The sequence below is a fragment of the Trichodesmium erythraeum IMS101 genome (assembly GCF_000014265.1).
In the GTDB taxonomy this organism is placed as follows: domain Bacteria; phylum Cyanobacteriota; class Cyanobacteriia; order Cyanobacteriales; family Microcoleaceae; genus Trichodesmium; species Trichodesmium erythraeum.
Map to the genome: position 1 here is coordinate 7,151,284 of NC_008312.1, position 15,467 is coordinate 7,166,750.

Below are 15,467 nucleotides of genomic sequence, written 5' to 3' on the forward strand. Positions count from 1 at the left end.
TAGGAATTTTTAACCTTTGGCTGAGAATTTTCAGGACTTTTGCATGCTACACTATATTTGGCGGATAACAATTTGACAATTTTATAACTTTATGGGTGCCCTGCTAACGCCACTGGGAGTTAATACTTAACTATTTTTATTCTAAAAACCTTCAGTTATTCAAGTTAAAATTTATCTCATTTTAATTCAAAGACATTTCAATTCTGAGGTCAGAGCGATATAATAAGAATCCTTTTTATCATGTTTTTAAAGACTCTTTAGCAGTTGGCAACAGTTGAAATAGACACCTCTGAAAACTAATTGTCAACAGAGGTAGTCTAAGGGTTTGAAATTAATTATCGGACATATCTAATAGTCTTAGGGTAGACTTTACCTTAAATTTAACAAAATATTAACAGTCTCATCTAAATCTTTTCCAAAACAAATAATCCCATCCTCATGACCAGCCATTACTAATATTTTTTCTACTCCTAAATTCTCTTCATCAAATAAACGAAATATTTCTTTTGCCATTTGTGGAGTACCATAAGGAACATCTGGACTAGAAGTAGGAACTTTAAACATAAGTTTTTGCCAAAGCTGATAATTATGAATATGAATAATACCCATAATTTCAGGTTTATAATAATATATAGCGGCATGAGTTAAAGACTCAGAAGAAGCCTTAATAGGTCCGCAACAAGTTAGGCTATTTTCCTCTATATTAAAATCAGTAACAACTGTATAATATTCCGGTTTTAAAGTTGAGATATGACCAGTTTGAGTCCCAGAAATTATAAACTGATTGGAATTATTTATTCTCTGACTAACATTACCAAAACCAATGCCATTGTCATAAATACCAATTAATCCTAAGGAATGCATTAAGTCGCGTTTTTTCATTAAATCAGTGATAGGAGCGATCGCCACAGATTCTCCTTTTATCCAATCACAATGATATTTAATTACTCCCTCATCCATAACCATAAACTTAATAATTAAAATAATGTAGATTTGGTCTCAGAAAAAAACCCAATAAATTCGAGTAAAAAGCCAGCTTATAGTTAGGTTTTAGCCCACTTTAATGTATCATATCAATTGTTAGTATAAACGAAATATAATACTTGTTAGATTAATAAGCTATTTTATAGTTTAGCTTTAACCAAGTCTAGTGTATCATATTAATAGGGATATCTATTAGCCTGATTTTTTATTAATTAGGAATTTTTAGTTATTTATGCATAATTCCTTTCTTTTAAGAAATATTTAAACTACTCTAGAGTTAAACTTTTGAGCCCATAATAAAATCTTAAAATTTTAAATTTTGACTGTTAACTTCCGTGAAATGAGATAAGTCAATGTTCTTCACCATTGTGAGAATTGCTATATAACAGTTTTAATTTAGAATATTTTCTACTCCAACTACATTTTTTATTACTGCCTGAACAATAATTATTCTATACTGTAATCTCCATTATAGAGCATTAGAAATATTAATATAACCCTGCTGTGGAGGTTGCCTAATTATTTTCTCAGCTAGAACTTTACGTCCTATTTAATCTAAAGGGAGATTACTATATTCCAAAAATCCTATTACATCATCTTGATTACCATTACCACTGATAATTTCTATTAAACCCCGTATAGTTTGATAATTTCCCGTTCTTGCCTTTGCTACAAAAATCGCGTTTTGAATATTAAAACTTCCTGCCTGTAATTCGCAATTATCTATTTTTTTAGATACAAAAATAAGTAAATTATAACCTAACCCATAAACTTTTTGACTAGCATCTTAAAACGGACAAGATGATTGTGGTTGTCCTATATATTTTACCTTTAAATCTACTTCTAATTCCGGAAAATCTATGCCACTAGCTGCACTGCCTGGAGTATATAAATACTTCTTTCCTAAATAGTTAGTTCCCACTGCTTTACCATCAGTAATACCATACAAATCAAAAATTATAGTAACACTTAAATCTCTCACAAAAGTTATGGTCTCCGTTTTAAATAATAATAGAGTAAGTTCTTTCATATATTGATAAATATTGAATTAACTAAATAACGTTAACTGTTGCCAAGTTTGAGGCTTAAATCTAAAGTTTTGTCTGCCAATTCTTTTACATATCCATTCTACACAATCAGGCACAACCGAATTACCATATAAAGCATATTGGTGATAAATTTTAACAACTCGACACCAATTATCAGGAAATCCCATTAAACGAGCATATTCAATATTAGTTAAACGACGAAATTTATTACCTACTTGATATCTTTCATAATGCCTAGAAGTAGAAGAAGTTAATGTAGAAGTAACTCCATTAATGCCAAATATTGTATAGCCAAGACGCGCTCCTCCACCTTGATTATATAATATTTCCACACCATTATAATATCTATTTACTGCTTTACTCTGTTTGATTCTTTCTAGGGTTTCAGAAGTAAAATAAAATTGTGGGTTTATTTCTGATTCATATTGTAGAATATCTTTAAGTTTTTGTCTGGGTTTTATATCAGCCATTAAAGGCAAAGATTGACTATACATTTGATTTTGATAAGCAATACCCCAGTGATAGTTTTTACTACTAAAATCAATAATAGCCTTCATATATTGTTCTATTTCGCTATTTTCATTCCAAGGTAAACTCTGAATATCATTATCTGTTAAAAATACAGAAAGGTTTTCTAGATCGAGAGTTTTTTGTGTAGACTTAATACAAGTACCAAAAATAAAAATTCTGTCTCGGTTCTGGGGAATACTAAAATTTATAGGGTTAATGATTCGCCATTCAATAAAGTAGTCTAACGAAGCAAGGGCATTTAAAATAATTCGGAAATGATACCCTTTTTCCATAGTCAAAATTCTTTTAACATTTTCTAATAAAAAATATTTCGGCTTTTTAGCTTGGATAATTTCAATAATTCGTTCAAAAAGTGTTCCCCTGAGTCTATCTCTAATTCCCATTTTTTTACCAGCTTGACTAAATGGTTGACAGGGAAATCCCGCTGTTAAAATATCGTGTTCTGGAATTTCTAATAAATTAATTTTATTAATATCATCTAAGACTATTGAACTACTACCAAAATTACTTTGATAAACTTGACAACAAAGTTTACTAACATCATTCGCCCAAATAGTCTTAATATTCGCAGCCCTCATTCCCAAACAAAAGCCACCTATTCCAGCAAATAATTCTATGGCTTTTAGTCTATTTTGAGTCAACTTTATTCTCCCTTTTAGCCAGACAGAAATATAAAAAGCCCTGTAAATGTAGAGTATAAATTTCTCCATTTTTTACACACTTTGATACCAACGAGACTTACGGACTCCTCCAACAAAGTGTTCATGAGCTTTGTCCTTATATACTTCAGTAAAGGTGCTAAGAGCAAGGATTGAAATGCTTGATCATTTAATCAGAGTTAATACCCTTAGTAACTTATCCTGTTTTAAGGCCCGTTCAATATTTAGTATTTCTAAGCGCTAATTTTTTCTTGACATATGTTACTTTTTTTCCAAACAATTCTATTATATAGAACCTGCTTAGGAGCTATGTAAAATTTGAAATAAATTGTTAAATCTAGCTTCTATCAAAAAAACTTTTCAGGTTATTTTGATACGATTCCTTATATAATATATATTTATAACTCTATAGTAATTTCAATATTTTATCTCCTTAACTCCCTCTTTTCCCAGGATCTCCAACAACTCTAATAAGTATTAAACAAATTTGAGTCAGAGATTACTTCTAAGTTATGAGTTATAAGTTATGAGTTCTCAATTCTAATTCTATTAAAAGCGCTCACCAATACCAAAGTGGAAACGAGTGTCACCTTCATCATTAATAGCATAATCAATTCTAATCGGACCCAGAGGAGAATTCACCCGGAGACCACCACCATAACCTATGCCATCTCCTGGCTTCTCCCGCACACCTCCAGGATTACCAATAACAGATCTTTGACTATCAAATACTGTTGCAGCATCAACAAATAAAGCACCACCAAGAAATTTAAATACAGGAAAGCGATACTCAACAGTTCCTAAGACAAAAGTACGACCTGCTGCCACCGAACCCTCATCATATCCACGGACTGTATTAGTACCACCCAGAGCAAAAGCTTCATAAGGAGGTAAGTCTCCTATTATATGGCCTGCTTGTATATTAAAAGCTAAAGCTTGAGGTCCATCAGTAAAGTTAATAAAACTTACTGGAATAAAATAACTGAAATTACCCCGCAAACGATTCAAACCAATTTCTCCTGAGCCTACAGGAATAGACTGTTCTGCACCAAACCGCAACAAACTACCAGAAGTAGGTTGTCGGGGATTATTGCGTCGATCATTGACAATACCAAATTGAATAGTGAATAGATCATCTTTCCCAGAATCATCGACTGTCAATTTATTGCCCAACTCATCTCTAGGTTCAACTTCACCATCACGATCCTGAATTTCCACCCGTTCATATTTTAATCCCAGAGAAGCAGTCCAATCTGGATCAACAAATGGATTAGGGATAAACGGACGAGTAAAACTAACCCCACCTCCTGTACGAATAACTCGTGGGTTATCACCATTAGGCAAATCGACATCACGCTGATCGTCATCATCGGAATCAAAAATCACTGAAATAGTTCGCCGTCTGAAGGCATTCACCGTGTAAGAGAGTCGATGATCGTCTCCACCGATCCAAGGATCTGTAAAACTAACATCTGCTAATACTAATCGTTCACCAACCTGAAATTCACCACCTAATTTTTGGTTATTACCACCAATATTTTGTTGTTGATAACTTACTGTACCAAACAACCCACTTGCAGAACTAACCCCACCACCAAATGCAAGAGAACCGGTACTTTTCTCTACAATATTCACAACAATAACTGCCGTATTAGGATCATCTGGTGCTGGTTCTAACCCCAATCTCACATCTTCAAAAATTCCTAAATCAAACACTCTTCTAATGTCTTTTTCTGCAGTCTGTCGCTGAAATATATCTCCTGTTTTCAGTTCAATTTCTCTAGTGATAATATATTCACGAGTACGACCTTTTATGACATTACCTTCTTCATCTACTGTTTCTCCTTCTGAATTTAGGAAGCGTACCTGAATATCTTTAATTTTTCCCTCTGCAACTTCTAAGGTAACTGTACCATCATCACCAACTTGGGGCGCACCAATAACTTGTCCAAGAACATAACCATTGTCTTGATACCATTGGTCGACTTGTTCAACACCTTGTTCAAAAACTTTCAAGTTCAAAGTTTCACCATATTGCTCATTGAATATTCTCTCTGTTTCACTCTCAGGAAATACTTCTGCACCCTCTATTATTACAGAAGTCAATATAGGGTTTGGTTCGACTTTAAAAATAATTCTTACACCTAGAGGAGTATCTTCAGGTATTGCTTTCACATTTTGGAAGAAACCAGTAGCAAAAATAGCGTTAATATCTTTTTGTAGTTGAGAGCGAGTGGTTGTTTCTCCTGGTTGAGTGTTAATGACTCGGTAAACTTCATCTTGGAGTTCTCCGTCTACTCCAGTAACTACAACTTCGGCTACTAGCACTAGGGGTTCTTCTTCCTCTGTAGAGGTTTGTGCTTGTTGTGATTGAGGGGAAATATATTTTTCTGATTCTGTAACTATTTCCGTAGTGGGAATATTGGCAGTAAACTGTTTATTTACTAAAGGTTCAGATTTAGTTTCTGTTGATTTTGACAAAACCACATTCTGAGAATCAAGACTCTCCTTCTCAACTATTTTTCCTTGAGGAATATTGGCAATAAACTGTTTATTTACTAAAGGTTCAGATTTAGTTTCTGTTGATTTTGATAAAACCACATTCTGAGAATCAAGACTCTCCTTCTCAACTATTTTTCCTTGAGGAATATTGGCAATAAACTGTTTATTTACTAAAGGTTCAGATTTAGTTTCTGTTGATTTTGACAAAACCATATTCTGAGAATCAAGACTCTCCTTCTCAACTATTTTTCCTTGAGGAATATTGGCAATAAACTGTTTATTTACTAAAGGTTCAGATTTAGTTTCTGTTGATTTTGACAAAACCATATTCTGAGAATCAAGACTCTCCTTCTCAACTATTTTTCCTTGAGGAATATTGGCAATAAACTGTTTATTTACTAAAGATTCAGATTTAGTTTCTGTTGATTTTGACAAAACCACATTCTGAGAATTTTGACTATTATTCTCAACTATTTTTCCTTGAGGAATAGTTGCAGTAAATTGTTTATTTATTAAAGGTTCAGATTTAGTTTCTGTTGATTTTGACAAAACCAATTTCTGAAAATTTTGATTCCTATTGTTAAACATTTCCAGATTAGAAATGCTGACAGAAAATTGTTTATTTACTAAAAATTCAGATTTAGTTTTTGTTGATTTATTAGTTAGGATTAGTTGAGGATTTTCTAGATTTTCCAAAACATACAAATCCCAAAAATTAGCCAATTCTTTCTTATAAATAGAAGATGATTTTGTAATTTCTTTGATCTTTAATAAATTATCAAAATCTAACTTTATTTCTGCCTCCGACCAAGACTTACTCAACAAGTTATTCCTACTAACAAATAATTTTTGTGAAGGGAAACTTGATCCTAAATCTAAAAAAGATTTGGTAGAAAAAAGTTTAGCAAACTGTGTTTTTGAATTAACTGATATAAAAACTAAATCAGTATCTACACTACTCCCAAATATTTGAGCATTAGCAGACTTTGAGATTCCAAAAGTTGTTAAAGCCGCAAAAATGGCCACTAAAAACGGATACAAGCACATATAATTACTATCCCGTACAATCCACACACCATTGACATCCTCCCAGGCCTAAAGACACGGGAATTACTACTGAGCCCTAGCTCCTCGGGAGGTTGACGTTTCCTTGACTGCTTCACTCACCCTTTTTGGGGGTAGGTTAAGCTGACCTCCACGTCCATTTAATACCTCGGACTGCCCGCCCGCGACTAATATATCTATTGCTTTATGTTTATCTACGGTAGTTTTTGTATTAGTTGTTTAAGAAATTCCTATTCTCTAACTGAAAGGTCTAACTTATCGCCTATAAACCTAAAGTATAAAAAAGTTTGAGATTTTAATTCTCAACGACTAATTACTTTTAAATCACGACCGTATTTTTTTGTTTTTCCTTCCTTATAAAAAATTCCTACATGTTATTCAACATATCATCAGATACCTAACCCTTTTGCTCCCCTTCTAGAAGGAGATGGGAATGGGTTGCAATGTTTACCATACTAAAAATATTCCAAGATTTCAAAAAAATTGTTTAGTTTTTACTGGTTTTTACCAATTATTTCAGTAGATAATTTATGCAGAAATTCTGTCCTTATCTATTTTGATTTTGTTTTAAATTTATCCCTCCTAATTCGTGCATTTTCATATTATTTAGACACCCTAGTTTCGTGAGAAAAAGACTTGCTTAATGTTCAACACTTCTCAATCCGTTTTTTCAACAGTTTTGGGGTATCAATTTTTTGATCATGTACGGACATTTTATGCAATATCCCTACCGTAATCTATACCTACTGAATTATCAGTTTGAGGTAAGTTTTCTGGATTTATTTATACTATAAAAATTCAGAAATATCTATCAGCTTAGTTTTTAATAATAGTAGCTTATAATGGTTCACTAGGCAACTCAAAAAAGCCAAATATTTTGAGTTTGTCAACTTTAGCTACATAGACTTTATGTTGATTAAACTTAAACCCTCCTTTTGTAAACATTGGCGTTGGTGCATGACTTTCTAGTTTTGAATTTAGGAGGTAAAATATATCTACTTTTCCTCTCACCTTTGGTTGACTTAGAAAAGCTTTTATCAGCTTAGTTTAAATCATTCAAAGATTGCTACAAAGGCGCTGCAAAGATGTAGCAGAAACTTCTGATAACCATTCTCTATTTTCAGTCTTTTTAGTTTGAGTAATAAACTGTTTTTGTGGCGAGGGAGTTAGCAGGTTTTTTCTCTCCTAAATTGTGTTTTTTCAAGCCAGAAAGCTAAACTGTCATTCCAGAAAACACGAACAGAACCAAATAGCTTGGCCAATCGGTATTTTTGTCCCATTATTTGGATATGTGCAATGCTTAAATTTAGCTTTCATCATAAGAATTTAAGAATAACATTTAGAATGACATATTTATTCAAACAGAATCAACTAAAAAGTTACCCTAAAAGGGCAATGCTTCAGACCCAGTTTTTATGTAGAATTGTACACTGTTGAGGGTTCTCTCAACCTTGATGAGCTAAAATCCTTTCTAGGACTTGTTGATACCCAGTTTCTACTTTACCAAGATCCCGACGAAATCGGTCTTTGTCCATAACTCGCTGGTTTGGGTCGGTTTGATATTGGTCCCAAAGTCGGCAGCTATCTGGACTTATTTCATCCGCTAGAATTAGATTCTCATGCTTATCTAGGCCAAATTCGATTTTGAAGTCCACAAGAGTAATTTGGCACTGGTTAAAGAAATTTATCAGAATATCATTAATTTTCACCGCAAAAGTTCGTATTTGCTCTAATTGTTCTGGGGTAGCTAATTCTAGTATTAAGAGGCGATCGCGTGTCAGAAGTGGGTCTTGTAGAGTATCATTTTTGTAACAATATTCTACTAAGGGAAATTTCAAGATAGTTCCTTCTGTTAAGAGAGTTTGTCTGCAAAGACTACCAGCAGCAATATTTCTCACAATGACTTCTATTGGTAGAATTTTCACCCTTCGGACTCGCATTTTATCTGATGCGGGACAATCAATAAAATGAGTAGGTATCTCATTAGTTTCTAATAGTTTAAATATATGACTGGAAATAGTACAGTTAATCTTACCTTTCCCTGTTATTGTGCCTTTTTTTTGAGCATTAAATGCTGTAGCATCATCTTTAAAATAAGTTAGCAATATTTCTGGATCGTCAGTAGTATAGAGAATTTTAGCTTTACCTTCGTAAAGTTTTTGATGAGATGACATAAAATTTTTGACTAAAGAATAAAAATAGAGTAGTGATAAAAAATTAGTATGAAGCTATCATATTATGAATTTAATGTCAATATTTTGACAGAGATTTTAGAGCCACATAATGTTTTGATTTTGATGTAGAGTTTATGTAACAAAGAATAAGTTAGAGAAAAAAAATACTATACCCCATTAACTTGAGTTCCACTATTTATAGTAAGCACCATTACAGTCATTATTTAACTATACAAGGTTTGAGTTGTGGTATGTAGTGTAAGAATTTAAGGCCTATACAAAATATGTAATTAATTATGTAATTAATTCTGTGTACTTGTTTAGTTTATTGCTAAGTTATTTTTGTGGGTCCATTATGACTAAAATAGGGACAAAAAAACATAGATGACAGCATCAAAAGAAAATATCTTGTTCAATGGACAGATAACAACATTTGATTAAATAAAATTAATATTAAATGTCATGTCTTAGGTCATCTTTTCTGAGAGGATAAATAAGAAAAGTAAGATATTGTGAAATCATAATTGAAGAGTAGAAAATGAAACACATGATGAGTTGGACAAAATCTGTAGCAATGAGTACTATTATATCTATTGCTGCTGTTTCTGGTATTAGTCTTACTTCTACAGCAGCAGTATCATCTCAAAAGACTCCCATTGTTGATGAGTCAGTAACTAAAGTTCCTGCTGAAACTAAAGCAGAAGATAAACTCGCTCACCGATATCATGGTAGGTATCATGGCGGGTCTTATAGGAGATCTTATGGCAGGTGTCGTCGAGTAACAACTCGTTACAAAAATTTGCGGGTGAGAACATATCCTTGGGGTCGGGTTATAAATGCATTATATCCTGGTACCCATGTCCGTGTTACTGGTTACCATGATGGTTGGGCAAGAATTTCATATCCTTGTTATGGTTATGTATATGCTAGTTATTTGAGACATTGCTAGACATTAATTATCTTATCTATCTTAAAAAGAGGCGATCGCGGATGAGTGAGAGATATTAGAAAAATAATCTGCATCTTTACCGCGATCACTTAACTATTGTTAATTTCCTAAATCAAAACAAAAGTAGTTAAGCATTAATCAAAACCATAATTTTCTATCTTTAATACAGAAATAATAACTCAATATAAATCAAAAAAAATACCTGTAACTGTGCCAAAATTTTTCACAAAAAAACAGGTAAAGTTTACTGTATCTAAATTAATTAGGATTTACGCAAAGAAACCCGGTTTCTACGATAAATCCTTGTTTTGAGCAATAGATGTCTACGAGAAACTGGGTTTTTGGGTTCACCTGCATAACTGCTGTTAATCAAATAATTTCAGAATGCTAAGAATTCTATCAAAAAAACTTTGCTGACAAGACCAATATACAATCAATAATAATAAAGTAGCTCAAATGCAAACTATTAAAAAAAAAGAAAGAAGTGAAAAATGAGCGATTCAATTATTGAATTACTGAATGAACTACCAAGTGATAATTTAACGGTAAAAACACTCAATGCTCTAGATTTTGTAGTTCCGGGAGAGTGGGAAAACGTAATAGGTTTTCACCAAACTATTGAAATAATTACAGGGGAGTCTGATGCAGACAGAATTCTAGATATCGGCAACAAAGCGCTCGAACTATACAATGACGGGGATAATGGATACCAGGGAGCTATGTGGTATTACAACCTAGTTGATAATGTAGACAGCGCCCTTGCTGCAGCAGCTATGGCCGAAATAGTCAGTGAAAAAATCCCCTTTTTAAGCTTTTTAGGTGGCTTAACTCCCAAAGCTGACACCATTCAATCTGTTGACCTGTGCCTAAAAATTGTAGCAGAATTGATAGCTTATAGTAAACTTAATGGCCTGCCCATTCTTCAGCCAGGAGAATTTGTCACAAACCTAACTGAGGAATATAGTGGTCCATCTCTAATGCGAATGGCAGCTTTAGTTTCTCTTGATGGTTTAATACCTTTGGGTCCAGACTTCCTGCAAAAAGTACAAGATACCCTTGACGGAGAGGGTGAAAGTGCTTTTGCAGGTAATGCAGTTTTTGGAGCAATTAGCGATGCTATTCCTGGAGATGACAAATTTGGCTTTATTACTAATACTTTTGGAGCTGTTCAAGGATGGATGGATAACTTGGTCGGGTCAGTTGGTTTAACGCCAGAAAGTATTTTTGGCAGTATTGGTGGCTTTATCGACTTTTCCGATGACGCTTTAGATATTGTAGCTGCATTTCTAGATAAGACTACAACCTACTTCAAGCATACAGGCACTCAGTCCGTTGCTCGAAAGTTGATGCAGCGTGCAGCAGAAGAAGTATAGATTTAACGAGGTTGTATCAAAGTTGGTTTCATAATAGTCAAGACTTATGTAAACAACCAAAAAACCGGGTTTATTGCCCTAATTATTACGCGGTTTGCAGCTTTATCTGAAAATACCAAGGCTTATAGATATAAGGCTAAAAAGGTTATTTTCAGAACTCCCTAAATTTCGTAAGTTAGGAAAAGTTGTACATCGCGTTAATTATTGTCTGTCAAACAACAAATTTTGGTGGATAAAACTGATTTCTGTCTAAGTCGTGACTATTTTTTGTAATTTACTCATTCAGTTTATAGAAAGGAAAATGAGCAATCAATATACGGGGTTCACTGAGTATTACGATATGTGGGTTACTTCTGGTTATTATGACTACCAGAATATCGCTAAGGAAATACATTCTTGTATTGGGAATGGTTGTCAGACGCTTCGCCATTTACAAAAAGCAATAGTTAACTTTTATCCGGAAAACTTCCTTGCTCAAGCTTAGTAATGTAAAAAGACTATCCATGACCATTTCCATTCAGCCGGTTAGTACCTCTGAGCAACTAAACCTTTGTTACCAGATGCAAACAGCAATCTTTCATCACGAACTAAATTTGTTGGGGATGCAGATACCGGACAACTATGATCGCTTATCACTTTATGTGCAAATTATTGACTCTAAAGTTGTTGTTGGAACTTACCGAATTGTCCCTAATACATCTCTTGGATTACCAATAGAAGAAACTGGATTTAACTTTAACCAAATTGATCAAAATAAGGTCTGTGAAATGTCACGCCTAGTCTTAGTAAAAGAAAATTGAGGTAAAATTCCTTTTAGCAAGGTTTTTTCTTTTGCTCGTAAGGTTGCTAAAGAGCATTACAATGCTTCTACTCTAGTTGTTGCCATTCTATCACAATTTGTCTCTATTGAAGCGGTATGGTTTCTCAAGGGTGGGAGAAGCACTATATGATCCAACTCTTAAGTCTACCGACAAGAAAGAGTCAGTAATTATCCCCATGCAAATGCCTATTTAACAAGCAATGTTTCTGATAAAGATGGACTTCAGCAAAACAAAAAAACTGGGTTTCTTTGTGTAAGTCCTAATAATGTGGTATTTGCCAGTTCTGCAAATATTTTCAAGACTTAAGCGAAATGACCTATTTCTGTGTAAGTCCTGTTCAAAAAAATAGCATTGGATATGGCGTTACTGTGATAATATAAAATATTAGCCTTTTTACAGTAAAATTATGCTCCTCAATAATTTTAGGAGTGCAGTTTTCTGTTGGTTATCAAATAAAGTCAGTAGACCTATACATATAGCACCTGCCAGGTACTAATTATGAATGATTCAATTCGCTTTCTCTTATGTGCCCCTGACCACTATGATGTGGACTATGTAATTAATCCTTGGATGGAGGGCAACATCCATAAATCCTCGCGCGATCGCTCTGTCGAACAATGGTATAAACTCCACGACATTATCAAAGAACACGCTATTGTAGACCTAGTAACACCCCAAAAAGGTTGGCCTGATATGGTATTTACTGCCAATGCAGGTCTAGTTCTAGGAAAGACAGTAGTTCTGAGTCGTTTCTACCACAAAGAACGCCAAGGAGAAGAACCCCACTTCAAAGAATGGTTCCTCAGCCAAGGTTTCATCGTTCACGAACTCCCCAAAGACCTGCCCTTTGAAGGAGCAGGGGATGCTCTCCTAGACAGAGAAGGTCGTTATCTCTGGGCAGGATATGGTTTCCGTTCGGAATTAGACTCTCACCCACTTTTGGCAAAATGGCTTGATATTGAAGTGCTATCCCTGCGACTCATAGACGAGCGTTTCTATCACCTCGATACTTGCTTCTGTCCTCTAACTGGCGGTTACTTACTCTATTATCCACCCGCATTCGACTCTTATTCTAATCGTCTAATTGAAATGCGAGTACCCCCAGAAAAACGGATTATAGTAGCAGAAGCAGATGCAGTGAACTTTGCTTGCAATGCAGTTAATATTAATCAAACCATTATAATGAACAAGGTTAGTGATGACTTGAAATCAGGTATTACTGAAGCAGGTTTCAAGATCATAGAAACACCTCTAACTGAATTCCTCAAAGCAGGTGGTGCAGCTAAATGTCTCACTCTTCGAGTCACAGAACCAATTATACCAGATAGCTATGCCAGTGTACAGGTCGAAAGTCGCACTATTCGCATGGAAGGACATTTGCTTGATGCTGGCTTAATTAACCAAGCTTTAGACTTAATAGTTGAAGGTGGTGGTAGTTTTAAAGTCCTTAACTTTAATCTGGGAGAACAACGTCAAAGCACTTCCCTTGCTGAAGTCAAAGTTTCTGCCCCATCCCATGGAATCATGGAAGAAATAATGAGCCAGCTTATTGATATCGGTGCAGTAATTCCTACTGAAAATGTTCAGGATGCTAAATTGGAGCCAGTAGAACAAGATGGTGTAGCTCCTGATGATTTTTATGTTACTACTATTTATCCCACTGAAGTTAGAGTAAAAGGTCAGTGGATACAGGTACAAAATCAAAGAATGGATGGAGCGATAGCTATTACGGAAGCCGATGGTCATATTCAAGCTAAATGCAAGGTGATAAGGGATCTAAAAATTGACGAAAAAGCAGTTGTGGATGTGGCAGGTATACGCACTATTCGTAAAACTGAATCCCGTGAAAAACGAAATAAAGAAGAGTTCAGTTTTATGTCTGCTGGTGTTTCTAGTGAACGTCGTGTAGAATTAGTAGTTGAACAAGTAGCTTGGGAATTACGGCAAATACGCGATCGCGGAGGCAAAGTAGTAGTGACCGCAGGACCAGTTGTTATTCATACTGGCGGTAGCAAGCATTTAGCAAGTTTGATTCGTCAGGGATATGTACAAGCTTTGTTAGGTGGTAATGCGATCGCAGTTCACGATATTGAACAATCACTAATGGGAACTTCTCTCGGTGTAGATATGACACAGGGAGTTGCTGTTCATGGTGGACACCGACATCATTTGAATACTATTAATACTATTCGGCGTTGTGGTAGTATTGCTACAGCAGTAGAGAAGGGCGTTCTGACGAATGGGGTGATGTATGAGTGTGTTAAAAATAATGTGCCGTTTGTTTTAGCTGGTTCAATTCGTGATGACGGACCTTTACCTGATACTCAGATGGATTTGATTAAGGCACAAGAAGAATACACTGAGTTGTTGAAAGGTGTTGACATGGTTTTGATGTTGTCAACTATGTTGCATTCTATTGGGGTAGGGAATATGACACCTGCTGGAGTGAAGATGGTTTGTGTAGATATTAATCCAGCAGTGGTGACTAAATTGAGTGATCGAGGTTCCGTTGAGTCTATAGGTGTGGTGACAGATGTTGGTTTATTCCTCAGTTTATTGATAACACAATTGGATCAGTTGACCAGTCCTTATTTTGTAGGAAAAGTGTAAGTTTAGGGTGATAGTAGGGTATAAGGGCTAAAGTTTTGAGCGAGCGAGCATTCTCTCGTTCCTAGAAGACATGAATAATTAGACTCGTAGTCGGACTTTAGTCCTAAAACCTACTATATTTTTGCCCAAGCTTAACTACAAACATAGATTTTAATTATAGCTAATTATCGAAACATCATGTAGCTTCCCAAATTTTGTGTTGAAGATCGATAATATTTATCTTCGCTGTCAATTTTCGACCTAGCTTTAATTAGCTTTTGCTATACTTTCCTTGGTTGTAGATAATAGCAGTAATCGTATTTTTTCCCCCACGAAGTTTTTGTTCTTTGAGAAGCCTCCCCCGTTCATAACAGCTGGGAAAGATTTTAAAAAGGTGTTTCTACATTTAATCTAATTGGGCTAAGTAGATAGGTGTGAAAAAACTTAGCTATATTAAAATTTGTGTACTGACTCCAAGCTTCTGCACACAATTGATTTGAGGTTAATCTACATTGTGTTACATAGCGACAAATTTCAACACTAACCTACTTATATAGCAATCCTATCTGATCTGAAAAGTGAAAGAGATAGGCGACTAGAAGACACTTATGCTGAAAGCAGAAAACAAAAGGAGCAGGGGTTGGAGTTATTTTCAAGAAAACTAGCAATAAAACTAGCAATTGTCACTAATGATTTAGGATTACTATATATAAAATAGCTCATTATCAATTCAAAGCTCAACTTAAAATTAAAATGCCACCTCCAGTGAAT

The 15,467-nt window shown here is 34.6% G+C and carries 11 protein-coding genes; 5 read left to right on the forward strand and 6 right to left on the reverse strand.

The genetic code is table 11. The annotated features are described in order from the left end of the window. Positions 1-369: 369 nt before the first annotated feature. The 6 genes from TERY_RS22470 to purC all read right to left on the reverse strand — a co-directional run bounded on the left by TERY_RS22470 (position 370) and on the right by purC (position 8,964). Positions 370-966 carry a class II aldolase/adducin family protein gene (locus TERY_RS22470; RefSeq protein ID WP_011613937.1) on the reverse strand — a complete coding sequence of 199 codons (597 nt, stop codon included), beginning with the start codon at positions 964-966 and terminating at the stop codon, positions 370-372. An 805-nt stretch (positions 967-1,771) separates the two neighbouring features. Then, entirely contained in the window at positions 1,772-1,966 is a 195-nt protein-coding gene (locus TERY_RS37720; RefSeq protein ID WP_370496132.1) for a hypothetical protein, read from the reverse strand. Positions 1,967-2,032: 66 nt separating this feature from the next. Further along, the gene (locus TERY_RS22480; RefSeq protein WP_044137957.1) at positions 2,033-3,205 is read right to left on the reverse strand and encodes a DNA cytosine methyltransferase; all 1,173 of its coding nucleotides are present in this window, start codon (positions 3,203-3,205) and stop codon (positions 2,033-2,035) included. 567 nt (positions 3,206-3,772) lie between these two features. After that, entirely contained in the window at positions 3,773-6,799 is a 3,027-nt protein-coding gene (locus TERY_RS22485; protein ID WP_370496134.1) for a BamA/TamA family outer membrane protein, read from the reverse strand. 1,157 nt (positions 6,800-7,956) lie between these two features. Next, complete coding sequence (locus TERY_RS33940) at positions 7,957-8,070, reverse strand: helix-turn-helix domain-containing protein (RefSeq protein ID WP_155994585.1); 114 nt, start codon at positions 8,068-8,070, stop codon at positions 7,957-7,959. Between the two features lie 165 nt (positions 8,071-8,235). Next, on the reverse strand, positions 8,236-8,964 hold the full coding sequence (gene purC / locus TERY_RS22490) for a phosphoribosylaminoimidazolesuccinocarboxamide synthase (RefSeq protein ID WP_011613941.1): 729 nt from the start codon (positions 8,962-8,964) through the stop codon (positions 8,236-8,238). Between the two features lie 574 nt (positions 8,965-9,538). Here purC and TERY_RS22495 point away from each other — a divergent pair. The 5 genes from TERY_RS22495 to TERY_RS22515 all read left to right on the forward strand — a co-directional run bounded on the left by TERY_RS22495 (position 9,539) and on the right by TERY_RS22515 (position 14,717). Continuing rightward, complete coding sequence (locus tag TERY_RS22495; RefSeq protein ID WP_196797142.1) at positions 9,539-9,913, forward strand: hypothetical protein; 375 nt, start codon at positions 9,539-9,541, stop codon at positions 9,911-9,913. Between the two features lie 491 nt (positions 9,914-10,404). Beyond that, positions 10,405-11,286, forward strand: coding sequence for a hypothetical protein (locus TERY_RS22500; protein WP_011613943.1), 882 nt, complete (start codon positions 10,405-10,407; stop codon positions 11,284-11,286). Between the two features lie 301 nt (positions 11,287-11,587). Next, complete coding sequence (locus TERY_RS22505) at positions 11,588-11,770, forward strand: hypothetical protein (RefSeq protein WP_044137014.1); 183 nt, start codon at positions 11,588-11,590, stop codon at positions 11,768-11,770. 19 nt (positions 11,771-11,789) lie between these two features. Continuing rightward, entirely contained in the window at positions 11,790-12,086 is a 297-nt protein-coding gene (locus tag TERY_RS22510) for a GNAT family N-acyltransferase (protein ID WP_047155897.1), read from the forward strand. A 519-nt stretch (positions 12,087-12,605) separates the two neighbouring features. Beyond that, positions 12,606-14,717, forward strand: coding sequence for a TIGR00300 family protein (locus TERY_RS22515; protein WP_011613945.1), 2,112 nt, complete (start codon positions 12,606-12,608; stop codon positions 14,715-14,717). The last annotated feature ends 750 nt before the right edge of the window (positions 14,718-15,467 follow it).

Excerpts from the sequence above, each read along its gene's own strand:
- TERY_RS22470 (WP_011613937.1), bottom strand. The coding sequence starts at position 966 with ATGGTTATGGATGAGGGAGTAATTAAATATCATTGTGATTGGATAAAA.
- TERY_RS33940 (WP_155994585.1), bottom strand. The coding sequence starts at position 8,070 with ATGGGACAAAAATACCGATTGGCCAAGCTATTTGGTTCTGTTCGTGTT.
- purC (WP_011613941.1), bottom strand. The coding sequence starts at position 8,964 with ATGTCATCTCATCAAAAACTTTACGAAGGTAAAGCTAAAATTCTCTAT.
- TERY_RS22495 (WP_196797142.1), top strand. The coding sequence starts at position 9,539 with ATGAGTACTATTATATCTATTGCTGCTGTTTCTGGTATTAGTCTTACT.
- TERY_RS22500 (WP_011613943.1), top strand. The coding sequence starts at position 10,405 with ATGAGCGATTCAATTATTGAATTACTGAATGAACTACCAAGTGATAAT.
- TERY_RS22505 (WP_044137014.1), top strand. The coding sequence starts at position 11,588 with ATGAGCAATCAATATACGGGGTTCACTGAGTATTACGATATGTGGGTT.
- TERY_RS22510 (WP_047155897.1), top strand. The coding sequence starts at position 11,790 with ATGACCATTTCCATTCAGCCGGTTAGTACCTCTGAGCAACTAAACCTT.
- TERY_RS22515 (WP_011613945.1), top strand. The coding sequence starts at position 12,606 with ATGAATGATTCAATTCGCTTTCTCTTATGTGCCCCTGACCACTATGAT.